The 18,810-nt window shown below is 70.2% G+C and carries 12 protein-coding genes and 1 pseudogene; 3 read left to right on the forward strand and 10 right to left on the reverse strand.

What is annotated here, in order from left to right; genetic code table 11:
- Positions 1-123: 123 nt before the first annotated feature.
- From OG206_RS31055 to modA, 8 genes are all read right to left on the reverse strand, one after another.
- Entirely contained in the window at positions 124-2,184 is a 2,061-nt protein-coding gene (locus OG206_RS31055; protein ID WP_327121912.1) for a phosphocholine-specific phospholipase C, read from the reverse strand.
- A gap of 322 nt (positions 2,185-2,506) precedes the next feature.
- Positions 2,507-2,767 carry a hypothetical protein gene (locus OG206_RS31060; protein ID WP_327121913.1) on the reverse strand — a complete coding sequence of 87 codons (261 nt, stop codon included), beginning with the start codon at positions 2,765-2,767 and terminating at the stop codon, positions 2,507-2,509.
- A 104-nt stretch (positions 2,768-2,871) separates the two neighbouring features.
- Positions 2,872-3,027, reverse strand: coding sequence for a hypothetical protein (locus tag OG206_RS31065; RefSeq protein ID WP_327121914.1), 156 nt, complete (start codon positions 3,025-3,027; stop codon positions 2,872-2,874).
- 134 nt (positions 3,028-3,161) lie between these two features.
- Complete coding sequence (gene rph / locus OG206_RS31070; RefSeq protein ID WP_327121915.1) at positions 3,162-5,753, reverse strand: rifamycin-inactivating phosphotransferase; 2,592 nt, start codon at positions 5,751-5,753, stop codon at positions 3,162-3,164.
- 423 nt (positions 5,754-6,176) lie between these two features.
- Positions 6,177-7,004 carry a siderophore-interacting protein gene (locus OG206_RS31075; RefSeq protein WP_327121916.1) on the reverse strand — a complete coding sequence of 276 codons (828 nt, stop codon included), beginning with the start codon at positions 7,002-7,004 and terminating at the stop codon, positions 6,177-6,179.
- Between the two features lie 118 nt (positions 7,005-7,122).
- Positions 7,123-8,217, reverse strand: coding sequence for an ABC transporter ATP-binding protein (locus OG206_RS31080; RefSeq protein ID WP_327121917.1), 1,095 nt, complete (start codon positions 8,215-8,217; stop codon positions 7,123-7,125).
- A gap of 61 nt (positions 8,218-8,278) precedes the next feature.
- Entirely contained in the window at positions 8,279-9,160 is an 882-nt protein-coding gene (gene modB, locus OG206_RS31085; RefSeq protein WP_327121918.1) for a molybdate ABC transporter permease subunit, read from the reverse strand.
- On the reverse strand, positions 9,157-9,969 hold the full coding sequence (gene modA / locus OG206_RS31090) for a molybdate ABC transporter substrate-binding protein (RefSeq protein WP_327121919.1): 813 nt from the start codon (positions 9,967-9,969) through the stop codon (positions 9,157-9,159). Before modA ends, modB begins: the two co-directional genes overlap by 4 nt.
- Positions 9,970-10,332: 363 nt before the next feature.
- Here modA and OG206_RS31095 point away from each other — a divergent pair.
- Positions 10,333-10,527, forward strand: a pseudogene (locus OG206_RS31095) (hypothetical protein); the annotation flags it as partial.
- A 131-nt stretch (positions 10,528-10,658) separates the two neighbouring features.
- Here OG206_RS31095 and OG206_RS31100 read toward each other — a convergent pair.
- Positions 10,659-11,051 (reverse strand): TOBE domain-containing protein, encoded by a 393-nt coding sequence (locus tag OG206_RS31100; RefSeq protein ID WP_327121920.1) that lies wholly within the window; start codon positions 11,049-11,051, stop codon positions 10,659-10,661.
- Positions 11,052-11,643: 592 nt separating this feature from the next.
- Here OG206_RS31100 and OG206_RS31105 point away from each other — a divergent pair.
- The gene (locus OG206_RS31105; RefSeq protein ID WP_327121921.1) at positions 11,644-13,365 is read left to right on the forward strand and encodes a cytochrome c biogenesis protein CcdA; all 1,722 of its coding nucleotides are present in this window, start codon (positions 11,644-11,646) and stop codon (positions 13,363-13,365) included.
- 114 nt (positions 13,366-13,479) lie between these two features.
- On the opposite strand, the gene OG206_RS31110 is transcribed toward OG206_RS31105, so the two are convergent.
- A complete protein-coding gene (locus OG206_RS31110; RefSeq protein WP_327121922.1) occupies positions 13,480-14,313 on the reverse strand; it encodes an SDR family oxidoreductase in 834 nt (277 codons plus the stop codon).
- Positions 14,314-15,150: 837 nt separating this feature from the next.
- Between OG206_RS31110 and OG206_RS31115 the strand changes: the two genes are divergently transcribed.
- Complete coding sequence (locus OG206_RS31115; protein ID WP_327121923.1) at positions 15,151-18,708, forward strand: S8 family peptidase; 3,558 nt, start codon at positions 15,151-15,153, stop codon at positions 18,706-18,708.
- The last annotated feature ends 102 nt before the right edge of the window (positions 18,709-18,810 follow it).

An 18,810-nucleotide genomic window follows, 5' to 3' on the forward strand; every position in this document is an offset into this window, starting at 1 on the left:
CGGACTCCGCCTTCGACATCCCTCAGAGGGCGGCGAGCCGTAGGCGCCGCGCCTCCCCGCAGCCGACGCTTGCAGACCGGCCGGTCCCGGAACGACGGCTGCCGCGAACGCCGCAGGGTCGCGTCAGACCGTCCTGATCGCCGGGTCGGAGACGCCGGATGCCCCAGTCTCCACATGGCCGGCGAAGCGGCGAAGGAAGGTGCTGTCGGCGTCGGAGACGACCTCGACGTCGTACCATCGAGCCGTCGTGCGCAGGTCGACCGTGTGGGAGACGGTCGCGCCGGGGTTGACCTTGAAGGTCTGAGCCGCGCCGCCGTAGGCGTTGGTGACGGTCAGGTTGACTGCTGTCGGGGCCGAGTTGGTCATGGTGAGCGCCAGATTGCCCCCGCCCGGCACGTGGCGTGCGGTGACCTCCGGGCCCGTCTTCTTCGCCTGGCCCCTCCAGGTACGCAGGAAGCCGTTGGGTCCCCAGACCGTGAGGTCTATCCGGTAGCCGGTGGAACTGCTGGTGCTCCAGGTGTCCGAGAGGGTCTTGCCCGCCTCGACGGTGTAGGGCCAGGGACCGTCCGTGCGGTTGCCCGAGGTGGTGTGGAAGTGTGCGCCGAGGCTCGGGCCGCCGGCGAACGTCAGGGTGAACTTGCCGGTGGACACGGTGGCCCGGCCGTCCACGTACGGGCTGTAGCCGAGGGCGCGGGTCGGCTTGGAGCCCGCCTCCTGCTTCGGCAGGGTGCCCTTTCCCGGCGGGGTCGGGTGGTAGGAGGGGTGACGGTTCCTGTCCGGCGGGACGTAACCGGCCGTGGAGGGCAGCGCGGCGGGTGCCGTGTCCGGGCGGGCGAAGTCGAAGGCCGACGTCAGGTCCCCGCAGACCGCCCTGCGCCACGGCGAGATGTTGGGCTCCTGTACCCCGAAGCGCTTCTCCATGAAGCGGATCACCGAGGTGTGGTCGAAGGTCTCGGAGCAGACGTAACCGCCCTTGCTGTACGGCGAGACCACGATCATCGGCACGCGCGGGCCGAGCCCGTACGGGCCCGCCTCGTATCCTCCGCCGCCCGCGTAGAGGTCCCTCGACACGTCGGCCGTGGACAGGCCCCAGGCGGAGGAAGCCGGGGGGTAGGGCGGGACGACGTGGTCGAAGAAGCCGTCGTTCTCGTCGTAGGTGATGAACAGGGCGGTCTTCGCCCACACCGCAGGATTGGCCGTCAGAGCGTCCAAGACCTGTGAGATGTACCAGGCACCGAAGTTCGTGGGCCAGTTGGCGTGTTCGCTGAAGGCCTCGGGGGCGGCGATCCAGGAGACCTTCGGGAGTGTGCCGTTGACGGCGTCCGCCCGCAGCAGGTCGAAGTAGGTGCCGCCCGCCTTGACGTCGGTGCCGGTGCGGGCCCTCTCGTACAGGGCGCTGCCGGGCTTGGCGTTGCGGTAGTTGTCGAAGTACAGCAGGGAGTTGTCGCCGTAGTTGCCGCGGAAGGCGTCGTTGATCCAGCCCCAGGACCCGGCGGCGTCCAGGCCGTCGCCCATGTCCTGGTAGACCTTCCAGGAGACCCCGGCCGATTCGAGTCGCTCGGGGTAGGTCTTCCAGCTGTAGCCCGCCTCCTGGTTGCCCAGGACAGGGCCGCCGCCCGTGCCGTCGTTGCCGGTGTGACCCGACCAGAGGTAGTAGCGGTTGGGATCGGTGGCTCCGATCATGGAGCAGTGGTAGGCGTCGCACACGGTGAAGGCGTCGGCGAGGGCGTAGTGGAACGGTATGTCGTTCCGCGTCATGTACGACATGGTCGTGGCCGTCTTGGCCGGAATCCACTTGTCGTACTTGCCGTTGTTGTACGCCTGGTGGCCACCGGCCCAATCGTGGTTCAGCCCTTCCAGGAACTGCATGCCGAGGTCGGCCACCTTCGGGTTGAAGGGGAGGACGTCCTTCGTTCCGTCGGACTGGTGGAAGATCGATCGACCGTTGTCCTGGAGTACCGGCCGGGGGTCCCCGAAGCCGCGCACGCCCTTCATGGCGCCGAAGTAGTGGTCGAAGGAACGGTTCTCCTGCATCAGGACGACGACGTGCTCGATGTCCTGGATCGTCCCTGTGCTTCCCTGCGCCGGAATGGCGGCGGCTTTCGCGATGCTCTCGTTCAGCATCGCGAAGGCCGCGGTGCCTCCGGCGATCTGCAGGAACCTGCGGCGGTCGAGCTCTGTCATGGGTGACGACCTCTGGTGTGATGGGGGGTGTCAGGGGCGCCCCAAGGACAGCGGTCCCGGGGTACCGGACGGGGGCAGGTCCGTGACACCCCGCCGTACACCTGGAGAACGTAGCCCCCAGCGGCACGGCCCTGCCCACGAACGGCACGTACCCTCCCACGTCTGCGGCTCGTGGGAGGGTACGTGCACGACGTGCCCGGACAACAGGTGTTGGTGACACGCGTATTGAACGGGGGCCGGATCCCGCCGCCCGTGGACAGCTCGCGAGGAGCACGGGTTCTGCCACCGGTCTTCCTGGGACAGCTGCGGGGGAGTCTCGCGGTCAGTTGTCGACGGACCGGTCGCGCGCGCTCACCGCCTCGGCCCCCGCCTCCACGAGGCCCGTGACGGTCGAGGCCTCGTCCGCCACTCCGGTCCGCTGCGCCACCCCGTGTGCGGCCGTGCCGGTCTGTTCCCCGATGCTGCTCGCGGCCAGAGCGGTATCGGTCAGCGCCGGAGCCAGATTGTCGGCGTGGGCGACGGGGGCGGCCACCAGCAGGAAGGACCCGGCTGTGGCAATGGTGAGGGCTCGGCATACGTTCATGATCGGTACAACGCGCCCCGCTCCCGCAGGACACGCCATGTCGGGCCGACAGGCGTGGGGGGCCCGCCGGTGCCAGGCAGTGGGCTGGTCAGGGCCGACCGGAGTCAGTCGTCGCTGCGGACGATGTTGCGCTCCGGTCCTGTGTCCACCGGACCTTCCGGTTCGCGTCCGGGCTCCACAGTCGCCGGACGGCACGTGCGTACCCGTGCCTCCGGGGGCACCTTGCTGCTTCTCGGCTGGAGGTCTGTCCGCGTATCCATGGCCCTCTCCTCGTATGATCTGTCACTTTCGTTGCCGTACGGGCGGGTTCCCCCTCGGAATCGAGTCATGCCCGACGCGGCATTACCGCAGCGAGTCACCGACCGGCAAACGCCCCGCCTCTCCGTGCGTGACGTCACCGCAGGATCTCGATGTGTCCGTCGGTTCCGTCCACGCGGATGCGCTGTCCGTCGCGGATCAGACGGGTGGCCCGGTCCACGCCCACGACGGCCGGCAAGCCGTACTCCCGGGCAATCACCGCGCCGTGGGTCATCAGGCCGCCCACCTCCGTGACGAGGCCCGCGATTCCGACGAACAGCGGTGACCAGCTCGGATCCGTGAAGGTCGTCACGAGGATGTCGCCCGCCTCCAGATCGGCATCGGCCAAATCGAGGACGACGCGGGCCCTCCCTTCGACGATCCCGGTGGAAACCGGCAGGCCGATCAGCGCTCCGGCCGGTACGTCGTCGCGCCGGTACGCTCCGTCGACGGCCTCGCCGTCCGATGTGAGTACCCGCGGCGGGGTGAGCGCCCGGAACGACCGGAAGGCGTCCTTGCGCTGCTGGATGAGCTGCTCATCCGCCTGCTTCGACCGTGCGACCTCGTGGAACTCCTGGAAGCTGAGGTAGAAGACGTCCTCCCTCTCCCGGAGCACACCGGCCTGTTCCAGGCGCCCGGCCTCCGCCAGCAGGGCCTGCTTGTAGACGGAGTAGCGGTTGATGATGTTGTACTTGGGGTACTCCCGGTACCCGATGAACGTCCGGACGCGGTCGATCATCCGCTTGGTCTCGTCGGCCATGCGCGCGCCGTCCGGCAGGTCCCGCAAGCGTGACAGCACGTCGTGTTCCTTCTTCAGGGCCGCTTCCCGCCCCTGTTCGAAGCGCCTCTTGGCGGCGCCCGGACCGAAGTTCCTGACGTTGTCGAGGATCGCGGGCACGAGCGTGCCGGGGCGCTCGCCCCAACGCGGCCTCGTGATGTCGATCTCGCCGACGCAGCGCATGCCGTACCGGTCGAGGTAGCCCTCGATGGCCTCGCGTGCTTCCCTCCCGCCGGCGAGTCCGTCCAACCCGTCCAGCAGGTCCGCGTCGTCGGCGCCCCGCAGGAAGGCCACCACCTCCGGGTGCGGACGGATCACGTCCGCGACGTCGAGAAGCGCCAACCCCATCTCCGAGGTGACGTTGCCGGGGGCGGACAGCGTGAGTGTGTCAGCGGCGTTCTTCTCGCCCAGCCATTCCCGGAGCGTGTCGTTGAGCCACCACGTGGCCTCCATCCCCGCCATGATCACTTGGAGGTTCAGCGGATCACTGAGAACCCGCTTGTGCTCCTCGAAGGCCTTGAGAAGGAAGTCGAACAGCGCCGGTCCCTTCTTCGTCCGGATGTCGTGCCTCAGCGCTGCGGTCGATGCCCGGCTGCGCTCGATCAGCCCGGAGACGATGTCCGGATCCGTCTTGACCGGCGGGGGGCCGGCCGGCGCCCCGCCGGGGGCCGCGTCCGGGAGCGACGGGATGAAGGCGTCGTGTTCGAGGACCGTCTCCAGGGCGTCCCTGATCAGAGGATCGCCCTTCCCCATGACCTCCAGTAGGCCGGCGCGGCTCGCCGGCGAGGACAGGCGCCGGGTGACGTCGACGAACAGCCTCCCGCCGGCCTCGTGCATCGGCACCATGGCCGTCAGCGCCCACATCGAGGACCCCAGCGGCTTCATGGGGTCGGTCATCATCTGCTGATGACCGACGGAAACGTAGACGTGATTGTCCTGGTCATCCGCTCGGGGGATGGGGAACAGCGTGGTGATCGGCCGGCTCTGCACAATGTGGAAGTCGTCGTCGGTCAGGCACCACTCGATGTCCTGCGGGCCGGTGAAGTGCTGTTCGATCCGTCGTCCGAGCCGCACGAGCCGTACGGCCTGTGCATCCGTCAGTGCCGGCTGTCCCTGCTGTTCCCGGGCGATCGGCACCTCCTTCGTACCACCGCCGGGCACGGCGACAACGGCACGCTGTTTGGCGGCGATCGCCCTGGCGACGACTTCACCCTCCCGGACCCTGAAGACGTCCGGATTCACCAGGCCGGAGACCAGGGCCTCGCCGAGGCCGAAGCCGGCGTCCACGGTGGCCACCTTACGGTTGCCCGTCACGGGGTCGGCCGTGAACATGATGCCGGCCGCCCGCGGGAAGACCATCCGCTGCACCACCACGGCCATCCGCACCGCGCGGTGGTCGATGCCGTTCCGCCGGCGGTAGATCACGGCCCGCTCGGTGAAGAGTGAGGCCCAGCACCGGCTGACGTGCTGGAGGATCGCCGAACGGCCCATGACGTTCAGGTAGGTGTCCTGCTGGCCGGCGAAGGACGCCGTCGGCAGGTCCTCAGCCGTCGCGCTGGAGCGCACGGCACAGGCGGCCTGCTCACCGAGCGGGGCGAGGGCGGCGGTGATCGCGGCCGCGATCCCGCCCGGGACGGCGATCCCCTCGATGGTCCGACGAATCTCCGCGCTGAGCACGCGGATCGCCTCACCGTCCTCCGGGTCCACGCGCGACAGCTCGTCGAGCCGGTCGTCGATCGAAGGTGCTTCCGCCATGATCCGACGGAAGGCGGACGTCGTCACGCAGAAGCCCGGCGGCACGCGGATGCCCTCGATCGACGACAGCTCGCCCAGACGCGCTCCCTTCCCGCCGACCTCGGCGAGTTGCGTCGCGTCGGCCTCGCGCAGATCCACCACGTACTGTCCGGTCATTCCGATACCTCCGAGGCAGCCGTCGTGCTCAGTCGCCCTGCGCATGCCGATCGAATCACCGGCGCCCCCCATTTCGTCGGACCCGTCGCCGGGCGCGCTCCGGCCTCCGGCGGTCGTCCCACAGGTCCGACGTCACAGCGCTTTCCGGACGCCGACAACAACACACGCACTCCGTGCTCCCATTTCCGCAGGTGGTGGCTTCGGCCGATCATTCTGCGCTGCCCCCGGGGCCTTGCCGCAAGCCCCCCTGTGCGCTATAACTTGGAGAGGGCAAGGAGTGGGAAACTCCTTGCCTTCGTCTTTTGCCCCCTGCCCCCGCGCGACGCTGTGGCCTCGTCAGTTCCCCGCGTTCGTTGCCGGGCCGTGGTCAGGACGTCCCCACGACCGGCCCACGTCTTCCGGCGGAGCGGCTCGATCCGCCCCTCATGCGGGTACGAGCGACTCCTTCTTCTCGCTCTTCCAGAAACCGGAGAACGTGATGCGGTCCTTGGGAAGGCCCGCGCGGACGAGGTGGCGGCGCCCCTCGGTGGCGAGCGTCGACTCGCCGACGACGAACGCGTAGCCCGCCCCGTCGACGGTGTCGTGGCGGCGGAGTTCCGCAAGGGCGGCTGCGCCGGGGACCGCGGTCGCGTCGTCCCGGATCACCCAGGTCACCGAGACGCCGGCCGGTGCGGCGAGCGGGCGCTGGTCCCCGGCGAGCGGGATCTCCTGGATGACCCGTCCCACGGTGTCCCGCGGGAGGGAGCGCAGGATGCCGGCGGTCGAGGGCAGGCCGCTCTCGTCGGCGACCACGAGGACCTCGGTGGCGTCCTCGGGGCGGTCGAATATGAGTCCCTGGTCCAGCAGGGCGACCGGGTCACCCGGACGAGTTCCGCAGGCCCAGATCGCCGCCGCGCCCTCGGGCTCACCCTCCGGGCCGCAGTGGACCACGAAGTCGATGTCCATCTCGGCGTCCCGGGGGCGGAAGTCGGCGACGGTGTAGTTGGCGCAGTGCGGCCGCACGGACTCCGGAATGGCGAAGTAGGGATCCCACCATCGCCGGCCGGACAGTTCCGGAAGCACGAACTCGACCTGGTGCGGCAGGCGCAGGAACAGGCGGAACCAGTGGTCGTACCCCAGCCACGGGAAGTCGCCGAGGTGGGCACCGGTGATCGTCACGCGCTGCATCGACGGCGAGTAGCGCTCGGTACGGACCACTTCGCCGCGGAACAGACCGGGGTGCTTGGGCATGAGCCTGGGGGTCTTCGACACGAATAAAGGTTAGCCTAAGCTAACTTTCAGCCCAACCCCCTGGGGTGCCCGCCGCGTCTCCTCTGCGGAGTCTTCGCCGACCGCGGACCGGCGGGCCTGCGGGTCGCCGACGGCCGGGTCAGGCGGGATAGGCGTGCGTCTGTGCGGCCTTGACCGTGGCCCAGACCGAAGCGCCCGGGTGGAGGTCGAGTTCGGCGGCGGCGACGGTCGTCAGGTCCGCGGCGAGAGGCAGGTCGCCCGTGAGGTCCGCACGGATCTGATCGCCGTGCGTCTCGAGTCCCGCGACCTCGCAGTGCCACAGGTTGCGGGCGCTCGCACCGGTGGGCCGTTCCCGGTACAACGTGACGGCACTCGGGGGGAAGGCGACGAAGGCGGGGCCGGCGAGATCTTCGGTGGTGGTGATCACGGGCCCCGCCTCGAGCCGCACCCGGTGACCGGCGGCCTGCCCCTTGAAGAGGTTCAGCCCGACGAGCTGGGCGACGTAGTCCGTACGCGGATGGCGGGCGATGTCCGAAGGGGTTCCCTCCTGTACGACGTGCCCGTGCTCGATCACGACAAGCCGGTCGGCCAGCACCATGGCGTCCAGGGGATCGTGCGTGACCAGAACGGCGACAGCCTCGAACTCCGCCAGATGCCTCCGCAACTGGGAACGCACGCTGAGGCGTGTACGGGCGTCGAGCGCGGCCAGCGGTTCGTCCAGGAGGAGCAGCCGGGGGCGCGTCGCCAGGGCACGGGCGAGTGCGACGCGCTGGGCCTGGCCGCCGGAGAGCAGGCGCGGCTTGGAACCCGCGTACTCGGTGAGCCCCATCCGCTCCAGCCACGGGGCGGCCTGCGCGCGGGCCTCGGACTTGGACGCGCCCTGGCAGCGGGGCCCGAACGCGACGTTGTCCAAGGCCGTCAGATGAGGGAAGAGCAGGTAGTCCTGAAAGACCACGCCCACCGGACGGCGCTCGGGCGGTGTCCTGTCCAGGGCGACGCCGTCCAGGCGCAGGTGCCCTCCGGTGAGCGGGGTGAGGCCTGCCAGGGCGCGGAGGGCTGTGGTCTTGCCCGCACCGTTCGGCCCGAGGAGCGCGACGACTTCCCCGGGGGCGACGGCCAGTGTCGTGTCGAGACGGAACGCGCCGCGGTCCAGCACGAGGTGTGCGTCCAGCCCTTCAGACCGGCTGTGGTCCGTGCCGCGGGAACGGCCGGACTCCTGGCCCGTGTGTGTCATGAGGCGGCCATCCAGCGGTCGGGCGGTCCGGCGCAGACCGTGGGGGAGTGGGTGAAGCGGGTCATGTCACGGTCATCCACCGGTCGCGCAGCCCGGCCAGGACCGCGATGGAGACGGCGAGCAGGACCAGGCTCAGCGCGATGGCAGCCGCGGGATCGCTCTGCAGCGCCAGGTAGACGGCCAGGGGCATGGTCTGCGTACGGCCCGGAAAGTTTCCGGCGAAGGTGATGGTGGCGCCGAACTCGCCCAGCGCGCGGGCCCACGCCAGGACGGAGCCGGCGGCGATGCCAGGCATGATCAGCGGCAGTGTGACCCGCCTGAACGCCGTGAAGCGGGAGGCGCCGAGTGTCATGGCAGCCTCTTCGAAGCGGGGATCCGCCGCACGCAGCGTGCCCTCGACGCTGATGACGAGAAACGGCAGGGCCACGAACGACTCGGCGACCACGACCCCTGCGGTGGTGAAGGGAAGGGTGATACCGAACCACGCGTCCAGCCACTGCCCCACGATCCCGTTGCGGCCGAGTGCCAGCAGCAGTGCGACACCGCCCACCACCGGGGGCAGGACCAGAGGCAGCGTCACCAGGGCACGTACGAAGCCCCGCCCCGGGAATTCCGTCCGTGCGAGCAGCCATGCCAGTGGTACTCCCAGCACCACGCTCACGGCCGTAGCCGCGCTCGCGCAGATCAGCGACAACTGGAGGGCGTCCCAGACCTCCGGGCTGGTCAGCTGCTCCGGAAGGCTGCGCCAAGGCGCCCGCACGAGGAGGGCGGCCAGCGGGAGCAGGAGGAACGCGAGGCCGACGACGGCGGGCAGCAGCAGCGGCAGAGGTACCCCGCGGCGACCGCCGGACGGCCGATCACGCCTCCCTCCCGGCCCGCCGCCGCGGGTGTCTCCACCCGTGGCGGTCCGAGCCGCGGCACCTGACTTGTCCAGCTCGGTCACGGCTCGAGGAATCCTGCTGAGGTCAGGACCTTCTGCCCTTCGGTGGACCGCACGTACCCGATGAACGCCTTGGCCGCTGCGGCGTTGGGTGCGTCCTTGAGCAGAGCGATCGGGTAGTCGTTGACGGCGTCGGCGGACTCGGGGAATTCCACGCCCTCCACCTTGTCACCCGCGGCCCTCACGTCGGTCCTGTACACGACGGCGGCGTCGGCCTCCTTCAGCTCGACCTTCGTCAGGGCGCTCTTGACGTCCTGCTCGTAGGAGACCGGGGTGACCTTCAGCCCGGCGCTGTCGAGGGCGTTCTGCGCGGCGGTGCCGCAGGGCACCGTCTTGTCGCAGAGAACCACCTTGAGGTTCGGATCGGTGAGGTCCTTCAGGGAGTCGATTCCGTCGGGATTGCCGGGAAGAGTGGCGATCTCCAGCTGGTTGCGCACGAAGGTCGCGGGCGTCCCGGACACGTCGCCCGCATCGGTGACGATGGCCATCGTCTTGGGGCTGGCGGCGGCGAAGACATCCGTCGGGGCGCCCCCCGTGATGCTCGCCGCGAGACTGTCGCTGCCGCCGAAGCTGAAGGTGACCTTCGTGCCGGGGTGGGACTTCTCGAAGTCCTCGCCCAGGGTCGTGAAACTCTCCTTGAGGGAGGCTGCGGCGAACACGGTCACTGTGCCCGACAACTTCTCCGACACGTTCGACGCCGACGGATCCGATGTCGGCGACGGGTCGTCGGAGGAGGAACAGGCGCTCAGGGCCAGCAGCGCGGCCACGCCTGCTCCGGCCATCCGCAGGGTCCACTGCGCGGAACGGGTCATCTCGTGTCCACTCCCTCTGACTCTTCGGAAGAGTCCGTCGGCATTCCGCGGGAAGAGCCCGGCGGGCCCGTCCCCCTCTGACGGGGGCTGTCGACCTTCCGGCGGGCCGCCACCCGCCGCAGGCGCAACCCCGAGGTGCGCGGACTCGTAAGCGGTCAAGCCCCCACCTCCCGATCCGCGACGCCCGCATGCGCTGATCATACTGCTGCAGATTCAAGGTGTAAGTCACTTGTGGCATTGCATGAGCTGGACTGGACGCAGGAGAGGTGGGCATGTGCGTTTATACGGTCCTGCCGTCCGGGTACGTCATTCCCGGAGGTGGTCTCTCGTGAACCAGTCGGTCGCGGCAGCCGATCCCCTGGCGGAACTCGCCGCCACCACGTCCTGCTCTCCTGGGCCGAGATCGACCCGGACTTCGGACGGGCGCCCGTCCTGCTCGCGGCGAGGATCGACGAGACGCCTCTGGACCGGATCGGCCCTCAACTCATGCTGCCTCAGGACCGCTGCGGCGCCAGGCGCATCAGTGGAATCAACGGCATCCGCGTGGACGGCGGATACCCCGTCCAGTGCCTGAGGCGGGCGCGTGGCCTGCGCCCCCTCCGCGGACGGTGCCGCGCCGGCCGAGGCGGGTATGGCCCGGGTCGAGACGGGCGCCGGTCACCCGGGCGAGGGCGGCGTCGACGCGGTGTTCAGGAACGGTCGACGTGCACGTTGGTGGACTTCACGCGGGCGGTCGCCTCGACCCCGACCTCCAGTGCGAGCTCCTCCACGGCCTCACGCGTGAGCAGCGACACCAGGCGGTGAGGTCCCGCCTGGATCTCCACCTGGGCCGCCACGTCGCCCAGTTTCACGGCGGTGACGATGCCGTGAAAGGCGTTGCGTACCGAGGTGTACGAGGCGTCGTCGACTTCGCCCGTGCCGGCGATCTCCACCGAGAAGGCCGCGAGGTCCTTCCCGTCGATGAGCCGGCGCCCGCTCTCGTCACGATGGGTCGCCACCCTGCCCGCGTCCGCCCAGCGGCGGGCCGTATCCGGACTCACGCCCAGCAGTCGAGCGGCCTGGCCAATCGTGTAGAGCTGCATAGTCTGAACATAGAGCCTTGATTCATGCACCTGCAAGCAGATAGGGCCATGAAGGTGGGTAAATGCAAGCTTGCGACGGCATATTGCCTCGCGCGGGCGCGAAACGACGGCTTCGCCGTTCGGCCGCGCCGTGGCGACTGCTGCGTGATGTTGCCGCCCGACATGATCGAGTCGGCGAACGCCGCTCACGATACGCCCGGCCGCTCCGCCGGTACGCCCCTCGCCCTCCACCTGGGGCTGTGCTCCTTCGACTCCCCTTCGTCACCTTCTTGACAGGTGACGAAGAGTAGGTCAGAGTCGTCACTGTTCAGGGAGGTGTCGGAGGAGCGGCCAGCGTGGCGTGCCCGGCCGGCGCCTCGTTGATTCACATGGTCGCGTGGGGCGCTGAGCCCCCGTCGCCCGAAACCGAGGCCGCGGACGTCGCCGGGCAGGCGACCGCCGCACTTCGGTGGCCCACGCCCAGGAAAAGCCGCGTCGGTTCAAGGCGCGCGTCTCGCGGCTGGAGTCCGACGCACCGACGGTGTGTCGCTGGCCGCACAGCAGTCCGAGAAGCCGCGAACGCCGCGGCTCTCCGCTCACGAACCTCGCCGGGGTGAACAAGACCCGGCGGTCCCGCCCGGAGGTAGTTTTGATCACGCTGGTCCTCATCGGGCTGATAGGCGGCTTCATCACCGCTATTTCTCCGTGCATCCTCCCCGTGCTCCCGCTGGTCTTCCTCTCCGGCGGAGTCCAGGGAGGAAAGCCGGAACAGGCCACGACCCGCAGCCGGCGGCCGTACGCGGTGATAGCCGGACTCGTCGTCAGCTTCACGCTGATCACGCTCTTCGGGACGCTGGTGCTCAGCGCGCTGCCGCTTCCCCAGGACATCATCCGGTGGGCCGGCCTCGTGGTGCTGCTCGTGCTCGGCGTCGCCATGATGTTCCCGAGGGTGCAGGACCTGCTGGAACGCCCCTTCGCCCGCATCGGGCAGCGGCAGGTCGGCGGAACGCGCGGCGGCTTCTTCCTCGGCCTGGCCCTCGGCGCCGTCTACGTCCCCTGTGCCGGGCCCGTACTCGCTGCCATCACGGTGGCGGGCGCGACGCACCGGATCGGCGTGGACACGGTCGCCCTCGCCATCGCGTTCGCCCTCGGCACGGCGATCCCGCTGACCTTCTTCGCGCTGGCCGGCCAGCGCATCGGGGAGCGCGTGCGCGCGTTCCGCAGCCGGCAGCGCCGCGTCCAGTTCTTCGCGGGGCTGACCTTCGTCGTCCTGGCCATCGGCCTCACCTTCAACGTCACCGACGCCCTGCAGCGCGCAGTCCCCGACTACACGGCCAGCGTCAACAAGGCGATCTCCGGGTCCGCCGTCACCGGCGCGCTCGGCTCGGAAGGCAGTGAGAAGCTGCGCCAGTGTGTCCAGCAGCCGTCCTCCGGTCTGCACGACTGCGGCGAGGCGCCCGAGTTCACCGGCATCCAGTCGTGGCTGAACACACCCAAGGGTGCACCGCTGACCCGGAGCTCGCTCAAGGGCAAGGTCGTCCTGGTCGACTTCTGGGCGTACTCCTGCATCAACTGCCACCGCGCCAGCGAGCACATCAACGCCTGGTACGACAAGTACAAGGGGCACGGTCTGGAGGTCGTCGGCATCCACACCCCCGAGTACGCCTTCGAGCACGACGCCGGGAACGTCAAGGCGGGCGCCAAGCGCCTCGGCATCACGTATCCGGTCGCTCTGGACAACGATTTCAGCACCTGGCAGAACTACAGCAACGTCGCCTGGCCCGCCGAGTACCTGATCGACGCCGATGGACAGGTGCGAAACGTCGCCGTCGGCGAGGGCGGCTACGCGGACAGGGAGAAGCTGATCCGGGAGCTGCTGACCCAGGCGAACCCCGGCACGACCTTGCCGGCGCCCACGGGCCTGCCGGACCACACCCCCACCGACCGGACTCAGACGCCTGAGATCGGCCTGGGCGTGGGACGCAGCGATGCTGTCGCCAACGGGCCGCTGGAGGGCGGACGCCGAGACTTCAGCTACGCGGACAGGCCCGCACTCGGCCAGTACGCCCTCACGGGAGGCTGGGACGTGGGCAAGGAGTCGGTGACCAGTGGCCACGACGCCGGAATCACGCTGAACTACTCCGCCCGCGAGGTCTACCTGGACGTGGGCGGGACCGGCACCGTCACCGCGACCGTGGACGGCAGGAAGACCACGCACAAGGTTTCTGGTGCACCCAACCTCTACCGTCTGGCGACTGGCCATGACGCGCGGAACGGGGTGGTGACCCTCACGCTCTCCCCGGGTCTCAAGGCGTACTCCTTCACCTTCGGGTGAGACGCCGCCGGCTTCCGGTCAGGGGACGACCTCGGGGTCGTCCCCCGACCCGGGCGCAATCCGGCCGTGAGCGCCGGCCGGTGTCCGTCGGGCCGGGCGGTTCCGCGTCCGCGGTCAGGCCGGGGCCGGGCTCTTCGTGAGCTTCCGTGCCGCGGCGAGTTCCTCGCGGGACGCCTCTTCGGCGTGCTCCAGATACCCGTACGCGTCGTCGCCGACCGGGATCCGCAGGGGTGTGGGCGCGTCTGCGGCCACGATGCCGAGCACTTTCGCCGCGAAATCCTCGGGGCGGCCCGTCCCGGGGTTGGACGCCAGCCCGCGGGAGCCCTCCAGCATGGCGCGGTTCGTCCCGTCGTAGGCGGAGATATGCCGGCCGGCTTCGCTCATCGAGACGCCGTAGCGCGTGGCGAACATGCCCGGTTCGAGAACGGTGACGCGGATGTTGTGCGGGGCGGCCTCGAACGCCAGGGTCTGGCTCATGCCCTCCAGGGCGTGCTTCCCGGCGGTGTACGCGGCCAGGCCGGGGAAGGCCGTCCGGCCGACGACCGAGGAGACGTTGAGGATGTGACCGTGCCCCTGGGCCCGCATGAGGGGCAGGACGAGGCGGGTGAGTCTCCAGGGGCCGACGACCAGGGTCTCCAGCTGGTCCCGCAATTCCGCGTCCGACACCTCCTCGACGGCGCCGAACAGGCCGACTCCGGCGTTGTTGACGAGGACGTCGATACCACCGAGGCGGTCGGACGCGGTGCGCACCGCCTGTTCGCAGGAGGCGGCGTCACGCAGTTCGAGGGGGACCGGGGTGATGCGGCCGGGCCAGGCGGCGGCGAGCTCCTCCAGGTCGGCCGTCTTGCGGGCGGTGACCGCCACCTCGTCCCCGGCCCCGGCCGCTGCGCCGGCCAGGGCGTGACCGAGGCCTGAGGAGCAGCCCGTGATCAACCAGCGTCGTCCCATTGTTCCCCCGTGATGTCTGATGCGGTTCCGGATGGTGGGTGGCGGTGCTGTGGGTGCCGTGCCGTCGCCGCCCCGGTACAGGTGGCGGCGCGGGCCGAAGTCGCCCCACCGGCGCGCAGTGGTGCCGTCGTCGTGAGGTCCCGCGGGTGGTACGTCGTCGGCGGCGGAGGTCGCGACTGCCCAGCGATGGCGGCAGTTCATGCTCGTGGGATTCCGGGGCGGGGTCATCCCTCCGGCGGGGGCGCGCGGAGGCACCGAGGCGCGCGAACCGGCGCGCCCGCTCGTCCGGCTGTGCCACGTCGCTCCTGCGGCCCGTCATCACCGGGCGCGAGCACGTGCGCTCGGTGCCGCGCGAGTCCCCTTGAATCAGGCGCGTCGATCGCCCCGATGGAGCACCCCCTCAGGGCGTCGCCCTTGGGACATGACCCATGTACGTCACGGTCACGCAGGGTCCAAAAGCCCTTCGTTTCCCTACCGTTCGGCAGAACGATCTTCTGCACACCTGGGAGCAGAACATCACCGCGACCTCGGCCGACGGAAACCCCCGGCCGATCTCGAGGAAGGGCGACCGCACGCGTGGGTGTGTTCGACGCAACCGGCCCCCCTTCAACTCCCACCCAGGCGATCACCCACCTCAGGCGGGGCTGCGGTCCCTCGGAACAGCAGGGGAATCCTTTGAGCCCAACACCGAGACGCTGGAGCGTGCTCGCCACCGTCGGCGCCGCTCTTCTGACACTCGCGAACCCCGCCGACGCGATCCCCCATCCATCCGCAGCACCCCCGGACGCCCGGCCGGTGCCCGGCGCACGGCACGAAGTGCCTCCGGGTGCGCACTCCGTGACTCTGATCACCGGCGACGTGGTCACCACCCACCGGTCCGGGACCGCGGGCGGCACGGTCGAGGTCCGCAGCGCGACCGGTACCACCGCCCAGGCGCGCGTCATGGAGTCAGGCGGCGACCTCTACGTCTACCCCGAAGACGCACTGGCCTACGTGGCGGCGGGAACACTGGACAGGCGACTGTTCAACATCAGTGACCTCGTGGCGGACGGATTCGACGACGCGCACCGCGACCGTCTGCCCCTGATCGTGTCCTACTCCGAGACCGCGGCGGGACTGCGCCCCACCGACCTACCGGGCTCGGGCCGGACCAGGACCCTCAGCAGCGTCCACGGCGCGGCCGTGAGCACCGACCGTACCCGCTCGGCCGACTTCTGGCAGGCGGTCACCAAGGCTCCCTCCGCCAGGTCGTCGCAGGAATCCACGCTCCCCGGTGCGCCGGCCTTCGGTGCCGGGATCGCCCGGATCTGGCTGGACGGTGTCGTCAAGGCCGACCTCGCCGACACCACCGCCCAGATCGGCGCACCGCGTGCCTGGGAGGCCGGCGACACCGGACAGGGAGTGGATGTCGCCGTCCTCGACACCGGCGCCGACACCGGACACCCCGATCTGGCCGACCGGATCACGACCGCGCACAGCTTCGTGCCGGACGAGGACGTGACGGACCGCAACGGGCACGGCACGCACGTCGCATCCACCATCGCCGGAACCGGAGCAGCGTCGGCCGGGAAGGAGCGGGGTGTCGCGAGCGGAGCCGGCCTGCACATCGGCAAAGTGCTCTCGGACAGCGGCAGCGGCCAGGATTCGTGGGTGCTCGCCGGCATGGAGTGGGCCGCTTTGGACCGACACGCGAAAATCATCAACATGAGCCTGGGGTCCAGCGACCCTTCGGACGGCACAGACCCCCTGAGTGAGGCGGTCAACCGCCTGAGCGCCCGGACAGGAGCCCTGTTCGTCGTTGCCGCGGGCAACTCCGCGGCGCCCGGCAGCATCGGCGGCCCGGGCGCCGCGGACGCCGCCCTGACGGTGAGCGCCGTCGACTCCTCCGACGATGTCGCCCCGTTCTCCAGCCAGGGCCCACGCGTCGGGGACGGCGGCCTCAAGCCGGAGATCACCGGTCCCGGTGTCGACGTGCTGGCGGCGCGCTCCCGCTACGCCCCTGAAGGCGACGGCAGCTACCGGACACTGAGCGGCACCTCCATGGCCACCCCTCACGTCGCCGGCGCCGCGGCCCTGCTCGCCTCCGCACACCCCGGCCTGAGCGGTGCACAGCTGAAGGACCTTCTGGTCAGCAGCTCGAAGCGGACTCCCGAGTACGACGCCTTCCAGGCCGGCAGCGGCCGGGTCGACGTTCCTTCGGCGTTGCACGCCGAGGTCTTCGCTTCGGCGACGGCGTTCGCAGGCCAGGTCACGACCGGCAGCGTCGGTGCGGTCCAGCGCCCGGTGACGTACACCAACACCGGCGCCACCGCCGTCACCCTGGCGTTGACCGTCGAGGCGCCGCATGCCCCGGACGGCTTGTTCCGCCTGTCGGCATCGCGTGTCGTCGTGCCCGCACACGGCACCGCGACGGTGACGCTCACCATCGACGGGGCCACAGCGGACGGAGACGGGCGCTGGACGGGGCAGGTGGTCGCGGCCGACCCGGCCGGCACGGTGATCACCCACACCGCGGTGTCGCTCGGCGATGTCGCGCACAAACTCACCGTCGTCCTCAAGGACGCCGAGGGGAAGCCCATGTCCGGGGTCGTCGAGGTACTTCGCTCCGGCAGGCACGACCCCGACTTCTACGTCGCGGACAGCAGCGGCCGGCTGACGGCCTTCCTGCCCCGGGACGTCTACTCCGTGCTGTCGTTCAAGGCCGTCCAGGGCGTGCACGGTGCGCATTCGATGGGCATGGCACTGCTCGGCGATCCCGAGGTGCGGCTCGACCGCGACGCCACCGTCACCATGGACGCCGCGAAGGTGCGCCGAGTCGACATGACCGCACCACAGCGCACCGAAGCGACCTACCAACGCCTCGAATACAACCGGGCGATGGGCGGCGGTGTCTGGCGCGACTACATGGAGACCCAGACCGGCTACGACAGCCTCTGGGCCCAGCCCACGACGGACAGGGTCACCTACGGAGACTTCTACCTCGGCGCCCGCTGGCGCAAGGAACAGCCTGTGCTCGACGTGTCCACCGCCACCTCGGACTACACCGACGTCCTGCGCCAGGCCGACGTCACGCCGCTGCCCCGGGGGAGGTACACGCTCCCGCTGATCACCGCCGGGGACGGGGCGAGGACGGACTACGCGCGCCTCGACGCGCGCGGCAAGGCTGTCGTCGTACGCCGTAACGGCAGGGTGAGCGACGCCGACCAGGCGGCGGCAGCTGTCGCCGCCGGTGCGAAGCTGCTCCTCGTCGTCAATGACCAGCTCGGGCGTGAGGTCCGCAGTTACGCCGTCGACGGCCCCGCCCCCATCGACGTAGCCCTGCTCAGCACGGACGAGGGCGACAGGCTCGTCGGCCAGGCATCCCGCCGCGGTGCCCGCCTCAAGGTCGGATCCCAGCCGGACAGCCCCTACGTCTACGACCTGATGTGGACGTGGCACAACGAGATCCCCGAGCGCCTCGTCGTCCAGGGCGGTCCGGGGAACCTGGCCCGGGTGGACGTCAGTTTCGACAGTCCCGACTCGACACGTGGAGGCGGCGAGTTCCGCTTCGACTGGCCCGTCTACTCGGACTGGGGTATCGGCCTGACGGTACGTGAGTCCATGAACAGCCGGCGCGTCGACTGGGTCTCCACCGGGCCCGGCAACAGCTGGGGCCAGGAGGCGTACATCGATGGCCTGCTCTACGAGACCGAGGCCAGGAACACCTATGAGCCGGGCAGCAGGCACACCCAGGAGTGGTTCAGACCCATCGCGCGTCCCCACCTCAACAACAACTACAAACTCCCCACGCGCGACGGGAGCTGGATGACTCTCGACGTCCCCGGATGGGGCGGCTCCGACCATGTCGGTGCGTCCATGGACTACCAGCGCGTCCGGCAGACCCTCACCCTCTACCAGGGTGCCGACCAGCTCGCACAGGCCACCTACAACACCACGGTCACGGCCCAGGTACCCCGTCCCGACCGGCGGCCGTACCGGCTGGTCCTCGACGCGAGCAGGGACGCGTCCGTGAGCCCGTACTCCGGGACGACGCACACCGAGTGGGCCTTCGCCTCCGCGGCCACCGCTACGGACCGTCCTGCCGTCCTGCCGCTGCTCCAGCTCGACTACGCGATCGACACGGACGCGGCAGGCAGAGCGGGCAGGGGCGCGAAGCTGGCTGTCTCCGCCTCCCACCTGCCGGGTGCGTCCGGCGCGGGCGCCGTCTCCTCCCTCACGGTGGACTTCTCCTACGACGACGGACGCACCTGGCAGCGCGCGCGCCGCACCCACGACGGGCGCTTCGAGCCGGCCGCGCCGCGCAGGGCCCGCTTCGTGTCGGTCCGCGCCACCGCTCAGGACGCCGCCCACAACACCGTCATCCAGTCCGTGACCAGGGCTTTCGGCCTCCGCTGACCGACGGCTGCCGATTCGGCGGGCCGCTCCTTCGGGTGCGGCCCGCCCCACGGGCGGGCCCGCGGCCGGCGGCGCACCGGTCGCCCGGAAGCGCGGGGCCGC

The sequence above is a fragment of the Streptomyces sp. NBC_01341 genome (assembly GCF_035946055.1).
Taxonomy (GTDB): Bacteria; Actinomycetota; Actinomycetes; order Streptomycetales; family Streptomycetaceae; genus Streptomyces.